General features: G+C 44.2%; 16 protein-coding genes. 10 read left to right on the forward strand and 6 right to left on the reverse strand.

Annotation, left to right across the window (positions count from 1 at the left end; all coding sequences use genetic code 11):
• The first annotated feature begins 87 nt into the window (after nucleotides 1-87).
• Nucleotides 88-690: a phasin family protein gene (locus ABD744_RS14035; protein ID WP_344799148.1), complete on the forward strand. Its 603-nt coding sequence runs from the start codon at nucleotides 88-90 to the stop codon at nucleotides 688-690.
• A gap of 42 nt (nucleotides 691-732) precedes the next feature.
• A complete protein-coding gene (locus ABD744_RS14040) occupies nucleotides 733-1938 on the forward strand; it encodes a patatin-like phospholipase family protein (protein ID WP_344799149.1) in 1206 nt (401 codons plus the stop codon).
• 19 nt (nucleotides 1939-1957) lie between these two features.
• Here ABD744_RS14040 and ABD744_RS14045 read toward each other — a convergent pair whose 3' ends face one another.
• The 5 genes from ABD744_RS14045 to ABD744_RS14065 form a co-directional block, all read right to left on the reverse strand.
• On the reverse strand, nucleotides 1958-2329 hold the full coding sequence (locus ABD744_RS14045; RefSeq protein ID WP_344799150.1) for a gamma-butyrobetaine hydroxylase family protein: 372 nt from the start codon (nucleotides 2327-2329) through the stop codon (nucleotides 1958-1960).
• 54 nt (nucleotides 2330-2383) lie between these two features.
• Nucleotides 2384-3733, reverse strand: a complete 1350-nt coding sequence (gene hslU / locus ABD744_RS14050) for an ATP-dependent protease ATPase subunit HslU (RefSeq protein WP_344799151.1) — start codon at nucleotides 3731-3733, stop codon at nucleotides 2384-2386.
• 44 nt (nucleotides 3734-3777) lie between these two features.
• Nucleotides 3778-4302 carry an ATP-dependent protease subunit HslV gene (gene hslV, locus ABD744_RS14055; protein ID WP_344799152.1) on the reverse strand — a complete coding sequence of 175 codons (525 nt, stop codon included), beginning with the start codon at nucleotides 4300-4302 and terminating at the stop codon, nucleotides 3778-3780.
• A 138-nt stretch (nucleotides 4303-4440) separates the two neighbouring features.
• Nucleotides 4441-5076 carry an SPOR domain-containing protein gene (locus tag ABD744_RS14060; RefSeq protein ID WP_344799153.1) on the reverse strand — a complete coding sequence of 212 codons (636 nt, stop codon included), beginning with the start codon at nucleotides 5074-5076 and terminating at the stop codon, nucleotides 4441-4443.
• 73 nt (nucleotides 5077-5149) lie between these two features.
• Nucleotides 5150-7417 (reverse strand): primosomal protein N', encoded by a 2268-nt coding sequence (locus tag ABD744_RS14065; RefSeq protein ID WP_344799154.1) that lies wholly within the window; start codon nucleotides 7415-7417, stop codon nucleotides 5150-5152.
• 169 nt (nucleotides 7418-7586) lie between these two features.
• On the opposite strand from ABD744_RS14065, the gene rpmE reads away from it, so the two are divergent.
• From rpmE to ABD744_RS14080, 3 genes are all read left to right on the forward strand, one after another.
• Complete coding sequence (rpmE, locus tag ABD744_RS14070) at nucleotides 7587-7802, forward strand: 50S ribosomal protein L31 (protein ID WP_344799155.1); 216 nt, start codon at nucleotides 7587-7589, stop codon at nucleotides 7800-7802.
• 103 nt (nucleotides 7803-7905) lie between these two features.
• Entirely contained in the window at nucleotides 7906-8598 is a 693-nt protein-coding gene (locus ABD744_RS14075) for a thermonuclease family protein (protein ID WP_344799156.1), read from the forward strand.
• A gap of 141 nt (nucleotides 8599-8739) precedes the next feature.
• Complete coding sequence (locus ABD744_RS14080; RefSeq protein WP_344799157.1) at nucleotides 8740-10002, forward strand: malic enzyme-like NAD(P)-binding protein; 1263 nt, start codon at nucleotides 8740-8742, stop codon at nucleotides 10000-10002.
• A gap of 91 nt (nucleotides 10003-10093) precedes the next feature.
• On the opposite strand, the gene ABD744_RS14085 is transcribed toward ABD744_RS14080, so the two are convergent.
• Nucleotides 10094-12484 (reverse strand): penicillin-binding protein 1A, encoded by a 2391-nt coding sequence (locus ABD744_RS14085; protein ID WP_344799158.1) that lies wholly within the window; start codon nucleotides 12482-12484, stop codon nucleotides 10094-10096.
• Nucleotides 12485-12655: 171 nt separating this feature from the next.
• Between ABD744_RS14085 and ABD744_RS14090 the strand changes: the two genes are divergently transcribed.
• The 5 genes from ABD744_RS14090 to ABD744_RS14110 are packed head-to-tail and all read left to right on the forward strand — an operon-like array spanning nucleotide 12656 to nucleotide 17769.
• Nucleotides 12656-13720, forward strand: a complete 1065-nt coding sequence (locus ABD744_RS14090; protein WP_344799159.1) for a pilus assembly protein PilM — start codon at nucleotides 12656-12658, stop codon at nucleotides 13718-13720.
• Between the two features lie 2 nt (nucleotides 13721-13722).
• On the forward strand, nucleotides 13723-14304 hold the full coding sequence (locus ABD744_RS14095) for a PilN domain-containing protein (RefSeq protein ID WP_344799160.1): 582 nt from the start codon (nucleotides 13723-13725) through the stop codon (nucleotides 14302-14304).
• Complete coding sequence (locus tag ABD744_RS14100; protein ID WP_344799161.1) at nucleotides 14301-14948, forward strand: type IV pilus inner membrane component PilO; 648 nt, start codon at nucleotides 14301-14303, stop codon at nucleotides 14946-14948. The genes ABD744_RS14095 and ABD744_RS14100 overlap by 4 nt, the downstream gene beginning before the upstream one ends.
• Before the next feature lie 38 nt (nucleotides 14949-14986).
• Nucleotides 14987-15499 (forward strand): pilus assembly protein PilP, encoded by a 513-nt coding sequence (locus ABD744_RS14105; protein WP_344799162.1) that lies wholly within the window; start codon nucleotides 14987-14989, stop codon nucleotides 15497-15499.
• Nucleotides 15500-15555: 56 nt separating this feature from the next.
• On the forward strand, nucleotides 15556-17769 hold the full coding sequence (locus ABD744_RS14110) for a type IV pilus secretin PilQ (RefSeq protein WP_344799163.1): 2214 nt from the start codon (nucleotides 15556-15558) through the stop codon (nucleotides 17767-17769).
• The last annotated feature ends 19 nt before the right edge of the window (nucleotides 17770-17788 follow it).

Raw genomic sequence — 17788 nt, forward strand, 5'->3', positions numbered from 1 at the left:
GATTGTTAAAAGAGATTAATTGTTTCGGGTTCTGCGTTTGAGCTGCTTGATTGGCAGTAAGTATTGAATCGAAAAGGGTTTATGACTATGGGTAAGCTTAAAGACGCTGCTGAAGCAACGGATAACCGCATGAAAGCACTTTCTGAAACGAAAATTGCTCAGGATATTAAGAAGTACACGAATCAAATATGGCTGGCGGGTTTAGGCGCTTTCAGTAAAGCCGACGGCGAAGGCAACAAGTACTTTGATGCTTTGGTAACAGCCGGAAAAGACATTGAAGAGCGTGGTCGCGAAGGCGTTTTACGTCAGGTAGAGTTTGCGAATAATCGTGTGGAAGATGTTAAAAATGACGTCATCCAGAAAGCGGAAGATGTCCGTGATCGTGCCAACAGCACTTGGGATAAAGTAGAGCGTGTATTTGATGAGCGTGTACAAAGTGCTTTGACGCGACTTGGTATTCCTTCCAAAGCGGACATGGATGCGCTGAAAACAGAAATTGCAGCACTGAAGAAAAATGTTGATACCTTGAAGAAAGCAAAGGCGCCAGCCAAAGCTGCTACCACTGCTGCCAAGAAAGCGCCAGCCAAAAAAACAACGACGGAAGCCGCTAAAAAAACCACAGCGACCACCACTCGTAAGCGAACAACTGCATCTAAGACTACAAAAACTGCGGCAACTAAAGCAGAATAGGATTAATTAAAATTCTAATAATGCAGTAAAGAGAGATAATGTGTGGCTAAACTTCCCCCTTCTGATCAAAGAAAATTTAAAATTGGTTTGGCTTTGGGAGGGGGTGGCCCACTCAGTGGTATCTATGAAATCGGTGCGCTCAGAGCGCTTGATGAGTGCTTAGACGGAATCAATTTTAATGATATTGATGTCTATGTGGGCGTAAGCAGTGGTGCACTGATTGCCGCGAACTTAGCGAACCAGATTACTACGGCTCAGATGTGCCGTATTTTTATTATTAATGAGCCTCACGGCCATCCTTTCCATCCTCATGTGTTTTTTCAGCCCGCTTTCAAGGAATACGCTCGCAGTATCATGAAGGTGCCAGGCATTTTCAGTCGCAAGCTATCACATATTTTATCTCGCCCTGGAGATCAATCGTTTCTTGAGTCACTCATTGATTTGGTCGATGCGTTGCCTGATGGTTTGTTTACCAATGAGGTTCTACATCAGTATTTAAGTGTGCTGTATGATGGGCACGGTCGAACGGATGATTTCAGGGAATTAAGAAGAAAGCTGTTTTTGGTCGCTGCGGATTTGGACTCAGGTGAGGCGATTCGTTTTGGGGATGAGAAATACGATCATATTCCGATTTCGAAAGCCGTTCAGGCGAGTGTTGCTTGTCCCGGTTTTTATACTCCCGTAGAAATTGAAGGTCGGTATTATGCGGATGGTACATTGTTGAAAGCCATGCATGCATCCGTTGCTTTGGATGAGGGTGCTGATTTGGTGATTGGGGTGAATCCTCTGGTTCCGATTGATACGGATGCTGCGGCAGAATGCGGAACCATGGAGTCCGACTCCCTTCGAGAAGGGGGCCTGGCAGCGGTGCTTGGTCAGACGTTGCGGACGTTTATTCATTCTCGTGTTGAATTGGGTATGTCTGCATACGAGGAACAATACCCGAAATCGGATATTGTGCTTGTTCAGCCGCGACGTGATGATGCCACTATGTTGCTTTCAAGTGTCTTTAGTTTTAAAGGTCGTCAGGAAGTTTGTGAGCACGCTTATCAAATGACCCGACAAGACTTGCTTGAACGATACGACGACTTAGCTCCTATTTTTGAACGCTACGGTATTCGACTTAATAAATCGGTGTTGGAAGACCAAAACCGCAGTTTCCAGGATCGGCTGTATGGCACGTTTGGTTATACGTCTTCTGAGCAGCAGGGGATCTTTCGCCAGTTTTATAATTGGATTGCCGGTTAGCCTTCAAGGCGAAGGCAATTCACTTAGCCTTAAAAATGAGATTAGATTGCCGCTTTTGTCCGCTCTTCTTTAGGGCTTGCAGATACTCATTCCAGTATTTATCGTGATTTTCACATAGGTCTTTGAGATATTCCCAGGTATAAATCCCAGAGTCGTGTTCATCATCAAAGGTGAATTTCAGCGCATAATTGCCAATGGGTTCTATTAAAAGAATGCCGACGTCTTGTTTCTCAACCTGAAGAATTGCGCCCTGATGACCGTGGCCACGAACTTCAGCGGAAGGTGAGTGTACCCTTAAGAACTCAGCAGAGAGTGCATATTCTTGTTCCGGGTAGGTTAAGAGTAAAGATTTTGCGTTTTTTCTGTAATGGATTTTTACGGGCTTGAGCATGGAATAAGAACCTGATTTTGCGCCACATGCTGTGGCGCGATAGTAAGCAAATCTTTAAAGGATGTAGCGGCTCAGGTCTTCATCTTGGGCAAGTTCACCCAGAGATTCATTCACGTAAGCGGCATCAATCTGAAGTGGTTTACCTTCCTGTTTGGCGCTGAGTTCCGTGGCTTCAAATGAAATTTCTTCCAGCAGGCGCTCCATCACGGTGTGAAGACGTCTTGCACCGATGTTTTCCGTTTTTTCATTAACCTGCCATGCCACTTCTGCAAGGCGGTGAATGCCATCTTCCGTAAATTCAATTTTGAGACCTTCGGTATTTAAAAGTTCTCGGTATTGAGTTGTGATTGACGCGTCTGGTTCCACTAAAATGCGTTCGAAGTCATTCGTTGATAAGGCTTCCAGCTCTACTCGGATGGGCAGGCGGCCTTGCAACTCTGGGATCAGGTCTGAAGGTTTGGCTAAATGGAAGGCGCCTGACGCGATAAACAGAATGTGGTCTGTTTTGATCATGCCGTGTTTGGTATTAACTGTGCTGCCTTCGATGAGCGGCAGTAGATCCCGCTGAACGCCTTCGCGAGACACATCTGCGTTGGAGCCTTCAGAGCGTTTAGCAATTTTGTCTATTTCATCAAGGAAGACGATGCCATTTTGCTCAACGGCCTCGATGGCTTCCAGCTTAAGTTCTTCTTCGTTGATGAGTTTGCTTGCTTCTTCATCGACCAGCACTTTGTAAGCGTCTTTCACTTTTAATTTACGACGTTTTTTCTTATCGCCGGATAAGTTTGAAAACATGCTTTGCAGCTGGTTGGTCATTTCCTCCATGCCCGGAGGTGCCATGATTTCGACACCGACCGATGTTTGGCTGACTTCGAGCTCAATTTCTTTGTCGTCGAGCTGGCCTTCACGAAGTTTTTTGCGAAATACCTGACGGGCTTTGGAGTTTTCATCGGCAGGTGGGGTTTCTTCTTCAAAGCCGGATGAACGGGCTGGTGGAAGTAATGCGTCTAGTATTCGATCTTCGGCTGCGTCTTCCGCTCGATGGCGCAGTTTTTCCATCGCTTGTTCGCGGTGCATTTTAATCGATGTGTCAGCAAGGTCGCGGACGATGGATTCGACGTCACGCCCGACGTAACCCACCTCAGTAAATTTGGTGGCTTCTATTTTAATGAAAGGGGCATTAGCAAGCTTTGCCAGTCTGCGGGCAATTTCTGTTTTACCTACACCGGTAGGGCCGATCATTAAGATATTTTTTGGGGTGACTTCATTTCTTAGGTCTTCATCCAGCTGCATTCTGCGCCAGCGGTTTCGAAGGGCAATCGCAACAGCGCGTTTTGCACCGGCCTGACCAATAATATGTTTATCAAGTTCGTGAACGATTTCACGGGGAGTCATGTTAGACATTATTTATTCCTGAAATGGTTTCCTGAAACGTTATTTCCGGAAGGTTAATATTCTAAAGTTTCAATTGTTTGGTTCTGGTTGGTGAAGACGCATATGTCGCCCGCGATTTTCAACCCTTTTTTGACGATCTCTTCAGCGGAAAGGTCAGTGTTTTCAAGAAGGGCTGTGGCTGCGGACTGTGCAAACGCGCCACCAGAACCAATGGCAATTAAGTCCATTTCCGGTTCAATGACGTCGCCAGTCCCTGTAATTAACAGTGAAGAAGTATGATCTGCTACCGCAAGAAGTGCTTCGAGCTTTCTTAGGGCTCTGTCGGTGCGCCAGTCTTTGGCCATGTCCACCGCAGCTTTCACTAAGTGACCTTGATGCATCTCCAGTTTACTTTCAAACCGCTCGAAAAGCGTGAATGCATCGGCTGTACCGCCAGCGAAACCGGCAATTACTTTGTTGTGGTAAAGTCTGCGTACTTTTCGGGCGTTGCCTTTCATAACGGTATTTCCAAGAGAGACTTGTCCGTCACCGCCCATTACGACCGTGTTGCCCCTTCTAACTGACAGAATAGTGGTCACTTTCAGATCCTTTTTTTCGATGTATTGCTTTGTTATTTTGGGATGCTCAAAGAGATTTCAAGTGTCTGTTTGCAGAAAGTTTGATTTTGTTATTAAGACGAAAGGGCTTGCCGGAAAGGCAAGCCGTAGCTCGGGAGGCTAATTTTTGATTTCAGTTTTTCTTACCAATCCTTGAATATTAAGAGAAGCCAGCTTGTCTCGGGCTTTTTCTAACTTAGAACGATTAGTGAACGGGCCTACATTCACTCGATGCCATGTACCATTGGCTGTTGTGATGGTGTCCGTTGTGGTGTTGGTAAGGTTACTTAGAATCAGTTGAGAACGCATTTGCTCTGCATCATCTTTGTTTCGGAATGAGCCTGCTTGTACGGTATAAGAGTATTTCTTAATGGGCTTGCCCGGGTCTGCTGTGGTGTCTACTTCCACTTTATTGTTTTTAAGAATCTCATAGAACTCAAATCGTGGTGTTTCTTCTTTTAATTCCTGAACCGGCTCGATGATTTTTTCAGAAGTCGCAGTAATGGTTTCATTTGCCTTGGTGAGTGCTTCTGAAACGGATGGGCTGGATTTAAGGTACTGGTAACCTTGTTGGCCGCCGTAGGCAATGGATATACCGACTATGATCCAGACTATTGCAGGTATCTTTTTCTTGGGTTTTGCTGCTTCAGGTTTGGTCGCTGCTTTAGAAGATTTAGCGGCGGGCTTTGCAGATCTGTTTTTGGTTGGTCTACTTTTGGTGGTTTTCTTTTGTGATGCAAAATCGTGGGCTGCCATAACTTATCAACTTATTGAGATCAACGTATTCAGAAAAATTCGAGTAATGGCTACGTGCTCATGAACTCTCGGGTTAGATGGTATCGATCGGGTCAACGTCTATGACCCATTTTAGTTTTTTACTTCGCCTGCTTTTTAGTAACTCACTTCGAGCAAAGTGAAGGCTGTGGTGAAGGGTGTTTCTGCAGGGCGAAGATAACACAATCAGATATCGATACCAATTGGATTTTCTCTCTATTGTGGCAGGCATAGCAGAGGAAATATGAAGCTGACTTTGCTTGGGTAGGGTGTGGCTGTAGTTTGTGAGTATTTGTTGTAAATTTGTCAGTCGTGATGCTGCCGTGGCATCACCCAAACTGTTCATTCGGATGGTTGCCTGGTGTGAAAAAGGTGGCAATTGTTGTTCTTGTCTGTGTTGAAGTTCCGTGAGTGCGAATCTTTTGTAGTCTTGTTGTTTGAGTACTTCAAAAATGGGGTGTTCTGGATAGTTGGTTTGTATCAATACCTGGCCTCTGGCTTTTCTGCCGCTACGGCCGGCTACTTGAATTAAGGTTTGGGTCAGCGTTTCCGTTCCTCGGAAATCATGGCTGTGCAGGCCATTATCGCTGTTCAAAACAACGGTGAGCGTTAGGTTTGGGAAGTCGTGACCTTTTGCGACCATCTGAGTACCGACCAGGATACAGGGTTGTTCAGTATTTAACTCTTCTCGGATTTTTTCCAGGCTTCCCTTGGTTTGTGTGCTGTCTCTGTCCATTCTGAGTATTTTAATGTTCGGGAACAGCTGGTTGAGTTCACTTTCAATGCGTTGGGAGCCAAAGCCCATGGCCTGTAAATACGGACTGTTGCAAACAGGGCATTGGGATGGAATGGGGTGTTTTGTTTCGCAGTGGTGACAGTCAAGAGAATTGGTGGATTTGTGAACCGTTAATGAGACATCGCAGTTTTGGCACTCTGCTACCCAATGACACTGATTACATTGAATGGTAGGGGCGTAACCTCGGCGATTGATGAAAACTAAAACTTGTTGGTGAGCGCTAAGTGTTGTTTCTATGTGTGAAATTGCCTCATCACTGAATACCTGGCTGGGTGGTAGCTTGTTGGTATCAATCAAATGAAGTTCGGGCAGTTTTGCACCCGTTGCGCGCTTGGTTAACTTAATTCGAGTGTGTTTATGGGTATTTGCGTTGTGATAAGACTCCAGCGAAGGCGTTGCAGAACCCAGAACGATGGGTATTGATAAGTTCCTCGCCCTGACAAGGGCTAGATTTTTACTGTGATAGCGAATGCCTTCTTGTTGTTTGAATGAGTGGTCGTGCTCTTCATCTAAAATGATGCAACCCAGCTTAGGAAGATTACAGGCCAGCGCAGAGCGCGTTCCGAGAACCACCATGGGTGTTTCGTGTTTGGTCTGAAGCCAGCGGTAGGCTCTTTCTTTGTTTGCTATGTCGGAGTGCAGTACTACTACGGGTGCGTCCAGTCTTTCCTTTAAACGCTCTTGCAGTTGAGGCGTTAACCCGATTTCGGGTACCAGTAAGAGGATTTGTTTGTTTAAGGCCAGAAAATGACGGCACAGTTGCGTATAGACTTCCGTTTTGCCGCTGCCTGTAATGCCTTCAAGTAAAAATGATTGGAAGCAGGAGTCGGATTGTAGAATATGAGTGACGGCGTTGGCTTGCTCGGCAGTCAGTTTGTGTTCAGGCTGATGAGGGTAAGGGGGCGCAGTGGGTTTTGGCGGAACTGCTTGCTTACAGATCAGGTTTTTTTTAATAAGTTGGTTCAGGGTTTGTTGGCTTATAGAGTGCTGGGTTAACTCTTCTTTGGTTAAAGCATTTTTTGTTTTGAATGTGTTAAAAGCTTCTTGTTGTTTGTGGGCATTGGTTGGAATGCTGTTTTCCGTTGCAACAGAATTCTGGGTGTTTAACAGGTACGTTTGATCGTATAAATCGGTCAGCGGCTTGTTTTGTTTCAAAAATGAGGGAAGAAACGTGAACAGCATTTCCCCAATTGGCTGAAGGTAATAGTGGCTGGCCCAGGATAAAAGCGCTAAGACGTCTTTTGATAATGTACTTTCTTCATCCAATAGTTTAATGATGGACTTTATTTGAAAGTCTCTTTCAGGTTTGTTGTTATGAACCTCGCTGATGATTCCGACTTCTTGGCTTGGGCCGATGGAAACTAATACTCGTGTGCCGACTGTCGGTTTTTTTCGCGTTTGCGCTGCGTAAGTGAAGGTTTGAAATAAAGGCCGGTTTACTGCTACTTCGATGTAGTAAATGGTTGCTTGGTCGCTGCCGATGGTTTGGGTCTGAGTATTTTTCAATGGAATGTGAGCCAGCTTCATGAATAGGGTTTAATTCTATTATAAATAGGTTTGCTCTTGGTGGAAGGTTTGGTATTATTTCGCCTCTCATTTTTTGCTGTCTCAGGTGAAGAGTGACTATTCCATTTTTTTAGTACGGTGCTTGGGCAATATGTGCTGCAGGTTGCGGTATTAATAGTTGAGGTCGATTATGAAAGCGGATATCCATCCTAATTACGAAGAAGTGACTATCACTTGTTCTTGCGGTAACTCGTTCAAAACAAGCTCTACTTTGTGTAAAGATGTTCACTTGGACGTATGTTCAAGCTGTCATCCTTTCTTCACTGGTAAGCAGAAGATGACTGATACTGGTGGTCGTATCGATCGCTTCAAGAAGCGTTTCGGAAACCGTAGTGTTTCTAAGTAAGTTACGACTTCTACAAAAAAGGCGCCTAATTTTAGGCGCCTTTTTTGTATGTGTTTCTTTTTCCTGTGTTCAGGCGGACTGTGGCGGTATTGATGGGGTTTCGGTGTCGAAGTTCTCAGATGTGTATGTTGTGGATGGGGATACGCTTGATGTTGAAGGGCTTGGGCGAGTGCGGTTATTGAATATCAATACGCCTGAAATGAACTTTAAAACTTCACGTGCGCCGGAGCCTTTTGCCATAAAAGCAGCGGAATTTGTCAAAAAGAAAGTGTCTGCTGGTGTGGCTATCGAACACGTTGGTCGAGATCGGTATAAAAGAGTGCTGGCAAATGTTTGGGTAAGGGAGGCTTCGGCTCATAATAATTGGGTTTTGCTTGATCAAATGTTGGTTGTAAATGGTCTGGCATTTCAGATATTTGAATCGCCTGGGCCTTATGTTCAATGTTTGATGAAAGCGGAAGAGAAGGCTCGCAAGCAAGGGTTGGGTGTTTGGTCGCAACCGGACTATTGGTTAAATTCAGCGAAGTCTGGCTTTGTGATATGGCGGGCTCCTGTGGCTGATGTAGAGTATTCGGGTTCGATGGTTTGGTTGGTTCTGGATGAGTCCCGACGTTTAGGTGTACGCAAGGCGTTAATTAGCTCTGATGACTTGATGTCGGTTAAGGGTAAAAGCCTTGAGTCGCGGGGCTGGGCGGTTCGAAAGAGAAGTTCTTTCGGTGCGCAGTTTTTGTTGTATCCAAAAACTAAGCAGGGCGTGAATTTTGGTGAAAAAAACAGCTCAAGGACTCTTGACTGATGAGATAGGTTTGATCAAGCGCAAGAGAAAGTTCTCTCGTGGTCATAATTATTAGATAGTTTCTGATTATCCCTTGTTCAATAACCGCAATTTATATATGCTTCTCGGACTTTTCATTGTTAGAAATTGGATATATTCGCAATGTCTGAAGATTTAAAACAAGCAGCATTAGATTATCACGCAGAACCGAAGCCAGGTAAAATCAGTGTAGAGCTGACTAAACCGGCAGAAACCGCTCGCGACCTTTCGTTGGCATACAGCCCAGGTGTGGCTGAGCCTGTGAAAGAAATTGCAAAGAACCCTGAAGATGCATACAAGTATACTGCCAAAGGCAATCTTGTAGCGGTCATCTCTGATGGTTCAGCGATTCTTGGTCTGGGTAATCTAGGTCCTTTGGCTTCAAAGCCAGTTATGGAAGGTAAAAGCCTTCTTTTCAAACGTTTCGCAGGCGTTGACTCAATTGATATCGAAGTCGATTGTGAAAGCCCTCAGGCGTTTATTGATACAGTTAAGCGCATCGCAGATACGTTTGGCGGTATTAACCTGGAAGATATTAAAGCTCCTGAGTGTTTCGAAATTGAACGCACTTTGATCGAGCAATGCAGTATTCCTGTTTTCCATGATGACCAGCACGGTACAGCGATTGTAACTGTTGCGGGTATGCTGAATGCCTTGGAAATCAAGGGTAAGAAGATTGAAGAAGCTACTATGGTTTGCCTTGGTGCAGGCGCTGCAGCGATTTCATGTTCGAAGCTATTGATTTCTGCTGGTATGAAGCCAGAAAATATCTATATGCTTGACCGTAAGGGTGTGATTCACTCGGGTCGCGAAGACTTGAACGAGTATAAGTCTATGTTTGCTGTTGAAACTGACAAGCGTACATTGGACGATGCTCTTGAGGGTGCAGATATTTTCCTAGGTCTTTCTGGTCCTGGCTTACTGTCAGGTGAGCAGCTTAAGAAAATGGCGCCAAGCCCGATCGTTTTTGCTTGCTCTAACCCTGTACCAGAAATTATGCCAGAAGTAGCCGCTGAAGCTCGTGATGATTTGATCATGGCAACGGGGCGTTCTGACTTCCCTAATCAGGTGAATAATGTTCTGGGCTTCCCGTTCATTTTCCGTGGTGCTTTAGACGTTCGTGCTACAGCAATTAACGAAGAAATGAAACTTGCGGCAGCTTACGCGATTGCAGCATTGGCAAAAGAAGAAACACCAGCTGAAGTGTTAACAGCTTACGGTGTTGATTCTTTAGAGTTTGGTCCGGAATACATTATTCCTAAGCCAACTGATCCTCGCCTTTTGGGTGCGGTTTCAAATGCGGTTGCTCAGGCGGCGATTGACTCTGGTGTGGCGACTAAAGCTTTGCCAGCGAACTACCCGCTGAAATCAGTAGAAGATATCTAATATTTATTAGATAGATACTATTGATAAAAAAACCTCCGAAAGGAGGTTTTTTTATGTCTGTTTTTTGCGTTTGGTTGTTCGGATGGCTGTGTTAGAACAGCTCATCCAAAACGTCTGTTGGGTGCCCTTGATCAATCAATACAGGTCGGGCGTTTCGTTCTTCTGGTGGTGGCGGAACGTGTTCGCTGCGGAATATCTCAAAGATGGCATCTTTTTCACCAGGAAGAGCTCTGTGGCCGGTTGTTGGGTTAACGCGTATGGTTACTATGCCTTCTGGTTGCTGCATGCTGCTTTCGTAAGGTGGTAGAGCTTCTTCCATGAAATCCTTCCAGATGGGCAATGCTGCTCGGCCGCCGTACTCGTTTCGGCCCAGGGTTGTAGGGTTGTCGAACCCGACCCATACAGTGGCAACGAGGTCGGAATTAAAGCCGGAGAACCAAGCGTCGACCTGATCGTTGGTTGTTCCGGTTTTGCCTGCTAAGTCGTTTCTGTTGAGGGACTTGGCTGATCGGGCGGTTCCCAGTTTAATCACATCTTTCATCATGTCGGTAATAATATAAACGCTGCGAGGGTCAATGCTGTTCGGTTTTTCTTTTGAAAGGTTCTTTTCCGGGTCGGGCCTTGCTCGCTCATTCTGATAAACGATATTGCCATTGATGTCTTCAATGTGATCAATGATGTAGCTTTTAATATTTTTTCCGCCGTTTGCCAGTGTGCTGTATGCGGATGCCAGCTCCAGAGGGGTAACAGCTGCGCTGCCAAGTGAGAGGGAAAGGTCTTTTGGTAGTTGTTCGTCGGAAAAACCGAACTGACGAACGGTCTCGATCGTCTGCTTGATTCCAAGGGTTTGTACGATGCGTATGGAGATCAGGTTTCTCGATTGATACAGTGCTTGCCTTAAGCGGGTAGGGCCATAGAATTTTCCGCTGGCGTTTTCTGGCCGCCAAGAAGTCTCCAGTTGTTGATCCTGAAATACAACGGGTGCGTCATTGATGATTGATGCAGCGGTAAAGCCGTCTTGCAGGGCAGAGTAGTAAATGAAAGGTTTGAACGCAGAGCCTGCTTGACGCTTGGCGGATGTTGCGCGATTAAATTTGCTTGCGTAGAACTCAAAGCCGCCCTGTAATGCGCTAATGGCCCCGGTGTTGGGGTTGATGGCAATGAATGCAGCCTGGGCTTCGGGGTGTTGTCCGAGTACCCAGCCATTTTCCGGGTCAAGGTAAACTCGGACAATGTCGCCCTGAGTCAGAACATCAGAGGCCTTTCTGACCCGGCTTCCTTTTTTATTGATATTTACTCTTTTTCTTGCCCATGTGAGTTTGGCGACTGGGATGCTGATCATTTCTCCAGTTTTAGTAATTAGGTTGGCTTCTTTTGATGAAACCTCCCAAACCAATGCCGGGATAAGGTGGTTTATGATTCGATGGTCTTTTAAAAGGGTTGTAAGTTCTTTGGTTTCTATCGGGTTGCTTGCGTCATTCAGTAGATCTGAAATTTCTGTGTGACTCTCAGGACCAAGAAAGCCATGGCGCTTGCTGTAGTTGACCAGGTGGGTGGAAACCGCTTTTAATGCGCTAGCCTGGTGTGAGCTGTCGATGGTTGTGAAAATTTTGTAGCCACTAGTGTATATGTCGTCGGGGAAAATTTTTAATGCTTCAGTTCTTGCCATGTCCGCAGCATAGAGTGCATCAATTTCAGACTTGGGTGAGTGGTATTTGGCTGAGACCTGGCTTTGTTTGGCAATGATCTTTTGGTTCTCGGTGATGTAGCCGAGTGCAAACATCCTGTCCAGAATCCAGTTTCTTCTTTCGGTGGCTCGTTCTGGGTTGCGTATCGGGTTGAAGGCTGATGGTGCTTTGGGTAAACCTGCAATCATTGCGGTTTGTGCTAGAGTTAACTCGTGAACACTCTTTCCATAGTAGGTTCGAGCGGCAGCAGCGATTCCGTAGGAGCGATGACCGAGATAAATTTTATTCAGATAGAGTTCGAGAATCTTTTCTTTGCTCAGTGCTTTTTCTATTTGAAGCGCAAGCAATATTTCATTGAACTTTCTGGAAAAGGTCTTTTCTCGGGACAGAAAGTAGTTTTTAGCAACCTGCATTGTGATCGTGCTGCCGCCTGACTGAATGGAACCTGTGGTGGCTAGTTGGGCTGCCGCTCTGGCGAGGCCTACGAGGTCGACACCTTGGTGTTCCCAAAAGCGGTTATCTTCAGCGGAAATAAGCGCATTAATGAAGTTAGTCGGAATTTCGTGGTATGAAATTGGAGATCGGTGTTTTTCGCCATATTCGGAAATTAGCTTGCCGTCTTGAGTGAAAATTTTGAGAGGGACCTGCAGCTGTATATCCTGAATTTCTTCCACAGGAGGAAGGTTAGGAATTAGGCAAAGCGTGATTCCGGAGAAGAGTAAAGTGACAGAACAGATGCCTGAAAAAATTAAGTAACTAAATGTTTTTATTGCTCTGAATGTGGCTTGTTTCATAGAAATCGCATTTTGATATATAGGAATTTTTTTAAAATGTTAACTGTGCTGGAATCATAGCATTTTGAGGTCTACTTTTTTAGTTCAGGGTTTGCTATATCTATAAAGCTGTTATTTAATGTACATTACTACATAGTTCACGTAAGTGCTCGTACTATTAGGGAATTCTCAGTGTTCGGATTATTTAAAAGAAAAACAACAGCACTGTTGGGGTTGGATATCAGTTCTACAACAGTGAAGCTCATCGAACTTGGTCAGCAAGGCAATCGTTATCGTGTGGAAAGCTATGCGGTAGAGCCTTTGTCTGAGAGTTCCGTTGTCGAGAAAAACATACAAGACGCTGAAGCCGTAGGTGAGTCCATTTCACGGGTGGTTGCCCGCGCTAAATGTCGTGCCCGAAGTGCAGCTGTTGCTGTTTCTGGTTCCTCAGTGATCACTAAGACCATTGAGGAAAATGCTTCTCTGACTGAAGATGATCTTGAAAACAAAATCATGTTGGATGCTCATCAGCACATTCCTTTTCCTCTGGAAGATGTGTACCTGGATTTCGAAATTCAAGGTCCCTCTCCGGAAAATGAAGATATGCTGGAGGTCGTCCTTGCTGCATGTCGAAAAGAAGATGTGGAAGTCAGAGAGGGTGTCTGCACCTTGAGTGGTCTGACCGCAAAAGTGGTGGATGTAGAGGCCTATGCCCTGGAGCGCTCCCTTGAGTTGATTCAGAGTCAGTTGGACGGTGATATCCAGGATATGCTTGTGGCGATTATTGATATCGGAGCCACGACGACTACTCTTAGTGTACTTCACGAAGGTAAGACAATTTATAATCGAGATCAGGTTTTTGGCGGTAAGCAACTGACCGAAGAAATTATGAGGCGTTATGGTTTGTCTATGGAAGAGGCTGGCTTAGCTAAAAAGCAGGGCGGTTTACCTGATGACTATGAGGTGGAAGTCTTACAGCAGTTCAAGGAAGCTGCAGTTCAGCAAATAAGCCGTTCTCTTCAGTTGTTCTTTAATGGATCTCAGTACCACGATGTGAACTATATCGTTTTATCGGGAGGCAGTGCTTCAATACCTGGCCTGGATGAAATGGTGCAGGAGAAATTGGGCACGAGAGCGATCGTTGCGAACCCGTTTATTGATATGTCTATTTCGCCAAAAGTGAATGCTACGGCTTTGTCTAATGATGCACCCTCTTTGATGGTTGCTTGCGGTTTAGCGTTGAGGAGCTTTGATTAAATATGGCTAAAATTAACCTTAGACCATGGCGAGAAGAGCTTAGGCAGGAACGACAGCAGCAATTTATGGTGGTTCTTGTTGGTGTTCTCGTTCTTTCTTTTAGTGTCTTGTTTTTTTGGCATCAATATTTAACGGGTTTGATTGATGATCAGACTTCTCGAAATCAGTTTATATTGCAGGAAACAGATAAGTTAAAAGAACAAATTGCTGAAATTGATAAGTTGAAACAAGAGCGTAAGCGACTTATTGATAGAATGAAAGTCATTCAGGAATTACAGGGTAATCGTCCTGTTATTGTCAAAGTCTTTGATGAGCTTGTTCGAACTGTACCTGACGGGATTTTTTATCAGAGTATTTCAATGCAAGGAATGCAGCTAAGTGTAGCCGGTGTAGCGGACTCTAATAATCGCATTTCATCTCTGATGAGAAATTTTGATAATTCTGAGTGGTTTAAGGAGCCTAACCTGACTTCAGTGAAAGCACTGAAAGGTGAGGCAGGCACATCCAGTCGATTTAATTTAAGTGTTTTACAAACCACTCCTAATGCTGAAGAAGAAGTGAAGGGTCGGAGGAAGAAATTATGAGTTTATCTGACTCGATTCAAAAACTTAATGAACTTGATTTAAATGATATAGATTTTAATAACATTGGGTCTTGGCCTATTGCTGGTCGAGTGTTTATTTTAGCTTTGGTTATGGGTTTAGTTTTGGCCGCTGGATTTTGGTTTCATATTAAAGGGCTAGGTGAAACCTATGAAAGTGAAGTCGCTAAAGAAAAAACTTTAAAAGAAGATTTTGAAATTAAGGCTTTTAAAGTAGCAAACTTAGGTGTCTATAAACAGCAAATGACGGAAATGGAAGAAACGTTTGGTGCATTGCTGCGTCAGTTGCCCAGTGATACTGAAGTCGCAGGTTTGCTGGAAGATATAACTCATACGGGTTTAGGAAGTGGTTTGAAATTTGAGACAATTGATTTACAGCCTGAGCTTAAAAAAGAGTTTTATATTGAACTGCCTTTTAAAATTCGGGTTGAAGGCTCATATCATGAGTTAGGGTCGTTTGTCAGCGGTGTTGCTGGTCTGCCTCGAATTGTAACATTGCATGATTTGGATATTAAAAATAAAAGTGTAAAAAATAAAGAAGAAGGCCATGCATCGGGTGTTTTAGTGATGGATGTTCTGGCAAAAACTTACCGTTATAACGAAACTAAAAAAAGAGGAGCTAACTAGTGTCTAGATTTAGGTCTCTTATTCGGTTTTTGGTTGTAATGTTAATATCAATAACGTTGGCAGGCTGTTATGGCCAAAAAGGCCTCAGCGACATTAAAGCTTATATGGCCGATATTCGAAGCAAGCCTCATGGGCGTGTAGAGCCTCTGCCTGAATTTCATGCCTACGAATCTTTTACATATCAGGCGAGTGAGTTGCGTTCTCCTTTTACCAAGCCTGTTGTTATTGAGGTTTTGCATACAGAGGTTAAAAAAACGCAAAATATTTTTCCTGATTTAGATCGATCTAAAGAGTATTTGGAACGCTTCGCTATCACTACGCTTGCTATGGTAGGGACTTTAGCAAGGGAAGGTGATGACCTTTGGGCGTTGATCAGCGATGAGAATGGTGATGTACATAGAGTTAAAGAAGGTAATTATCTGGGTCAGAATCACGGTGAGATAATTTCAGTCAGTGAGCTTGGCTTACAGGTCTTGGAAATAGTTCCTGATGGAAATGGGGATTGGATTCAGCGTCCCAGAGCTATTCAAATTGACGGTTTAGAAGAATAAAAATGCCACAAATAAAGTTGGTGTCGGCTATGAAAAAATATGGTGGGTTCGATTCAATGAAGAACATATTAATTGGAAGTAATAGGGTTGGAATGTTACTTGGTTGGGTTTCTGCCATTTTTTTGGCTACGATCTCACAAGTGTGGGCGCAGGGTGTTAGCGTAAAAAGTTTAGACGTATCCTCGTTGGCTAATGAAGGTGTAGAGGTTCGACTGACCTTTGATGGGGTTCCTCCTCAGCCAAAGAGCTACACAATTGAAAAGCCTGCCCGAATTTCTTTGGATTTAATGGGTGCAAAAAGCGGTCTGAAAAATAAGTATCATAAACTGGGTTATGGTAATGCTCGAAGCTTAACTGTAATTGAAGCGAAAGATCGAACTCGTGTGATTGTCAATTTAACAGACCTTGTTGAATATAAAACTGAAATTTCTGGTAATGCTCTTGTCTTGAAGTTAGGTGGTGGTCAGGTTCAGCGATCTTCTGTGGATACTCTGACTCAGCAGCAGTCACAAAAGCAGTTTGATGATGATAAAAAGTCGATTGCTGATATTGATTTTAGGCGTGGAGAAAATGGCGAAGGAAGAATCCTTATTAAAGTGTCTGATCCTTCTATTGCTGTTGATATGGAGTCATTGGGCAGCAAGATATTTGTGACTTTCCCGGACGGTGAAGTACCTCCTGAGTTGATGCGACGCCTTGATGTAACTGATTTTTCTACACCTGTTACTTTTATTGATATGCTGAAAGAAGATGGTGTTCCTAAGTTGACAATTGAAACTTCAGCTACTCATGAATATCTGGCTTATCAGACCGATGATTTATTAACAATTAATGTGAAGCCTGTTTCAGAAGAAGAAGCCGAGGCCAGAAGAAAGCAAAAATTCCCGTATAGTGGGGAAAAATTGTCGCTGAATTTCCAGGATATTGAAGTGCGCTCTGTACTTCAGTTGATTGCAGACTTTACAAGCCTGAACTTGGTTGCAAGTGACACGGTATCCGGTCGAATTACATTACGCCTCCAGAATGTACCATGGGATCAAGCTTTGGATTTGGTACTAAAAACTAAAGGTCTTGATAAACGTAAAATAGGTAATGTATTGCTTGTTGCTCCGGCGGATGAAATTGCTGCCCGAGAAAAGCTGGAACTTGAAGCGCAAAAACAGGTTGCTGAATTAGCTCCTCTAGAAACTGATTTTATTCAAATTCGTTATGCTAAGGCTGCTGATGTGGTTAATTTGTTATCTGCAGAGCAAGGTTTGTTGACTTCTCGTGGTAGTGCAAATGTGGATGAAAGAACGAATACACTGATTGTTCGTGACACTGCTAAAAAGCTGGAAGAAATACGTCAAGCGATGAAAGTGTTAGACATTCCGGTACGTCAGGTTCTAATTGAAGCCCGAATCGTGATTGCTACAACGAACTTAGGTAAGCAATTAGGCGTTCGTTGGGGTGGTGGTGCCTGGGATCAGGATGCAGACAACTTTAGGGGTGTTTCCGGAAGTTTGAACGGTATTGATGATTTTAGGAAAATTCATGGTGACCGAAAGTCGGTCGACTTTGAAAATGAGCAGAGCATTCTCCAGGCTCAAAACCAGTTCTTACAGGACTTAGCGGCGGGAACCGCTACGGTTCCTGATTTTGTTGAGCTGAAAGGCTATGAAACAGGCACGTTTGATCAAAATGATTCGCTTGTTGTAGATCTGGCTGCCGCTAGTCCTAATGCAACAACATTTGCGCTTGGGATTGCTGCGTTTGATTATGTTATTGATCTTGAGTTGTCGGCACTGGAAACGGATGGTAAAGGTGAGATTATTTCTCAGCCGAAAATCATCACTGCTGATGGACAGACTGCTCGCATTGAATCAGGTACCGAGATTCCTTATCAGGAGGCATCTTCAAGTGGTGCTACTACAACTTCGTTCAAAGAAGCTGTATTATCTCTGGAGGTAACCCCACAGATTACGCCGGATGATCGTATTATTATGGATCTTCAGATAAATCAGGATTCTGTGGGTGAGATTTTCAATGGAATTCCGAGTATTGATACACAAGAGCTTCAGACTCAAGTAATTGTTGAGAATGGTGAGACAATTGTTTTGGGCGGGATTTTCCGTGGTGAAGACGTTGAGCAGGTTGAGAAAACTCCGTTTTTAGGTGACCTTCCTTACATTGGTGCTTTATTCCGCAGAACAACTCAGACACAAGATAAATCTGAGCTACTTATGTTTATTACTCCTAAGCTAGTGAAGGACACCCTATCCGTTCGCTAGTGGACGCTACTTTAAGGGG

This window comes from Litoribacillus peritrichatus (genome assembly GCF_039537985.1).
Lineage (GTDB): Bacteria > Pseudomonadota > Gammaproteobacteria > Pseudomonadales > Litoribrevibacteraceae > Litoribacillus > Litoribacillus peritrichatus.

Bases quoted from the DNA above. Each gene is read 5' to 3' on its own strand.
- ABD744_RS14035 (WP_344799148.1), top strand. From the start codon at position 88: ATGGGTAAGCTTAAAGACGCTGCTGAAGCAACGGATAACCGCATGAAA.
- ABD744_RS14045 (WP_344799150.1), bottom strand. From the start codon at position 2,329: ATGCTCAAGCCCGTAAAAATCCATTACAGAAAAAACGCAAAATCTTTA.
- hslU (WP_344799151.1), bottom strand. From the start codon at position 3,733: ATGTCTAACATGACTCCCCGTGAAATCGTTCACGAACTTGATAAACAT.
- ABD744_RS14060 (WP_344799153.1), bottom strand. From the start codon at position 5,076: ATGGCAGCCCACGATTTTGCATCACAAAAGAAAACCACCAAAAGTAGA.
- ABD744_RS14065 (WP_344799154.1), bottom strand. From the start codon at position 7,417: ATGAAGCTGGCTCACATTCCATTGAAAAATACTCAGACCCAAACCATC.
- rpmE (WP_344799155.1), top strand. From the start codon at position 7,587: ATGAAAGCGGATATCCATCCTAATTACGAAGAAGTGACTATCACTTGT.
- ABD744_RS14080 (WP_344799157.1), top strand. From the start codon at position 8,740: ATGTCTGAAGATTTAAAACAAGCAGCATTAGATTATCACGCAGAACCG.
- ABD744_RS14085 (WP_344799158.1), bottom strand. From the start codon at position 12,484: ATGAAACAAGCCACATTCAGAGCAATAAAAACATTTAGTTACTTAATT.
- ABD744_RS14095 (WP_344799160.1), top strand. From the start codon at position 13,723: ATGGCTAAAATTAACCTTAGACCATGGCGAGAAGAGCTTAGGCAGGAA.
- ABD744_RS14100 (WP_344799161.1), top strand. From the start codon at position 14,301: ATGAGTTTATCTGACTCGATTCAAAAACTTAATGAACTTGATTTAAAT.
- ABD744_RS14105 (WP_344799162.1), top strand. From the start codon at position 14,987: ATGTTAATATCAATAACGTTGGCAGGCTGTTATGGCCAAAAAGGCCTC.
- ABD744_RS14110 (WP_344799163.1), top strand. From the start codon at position 15,556: ATGAAGAACATATTAATTGGAAGTAATAGGGTTGGAATGTTACTTGGT.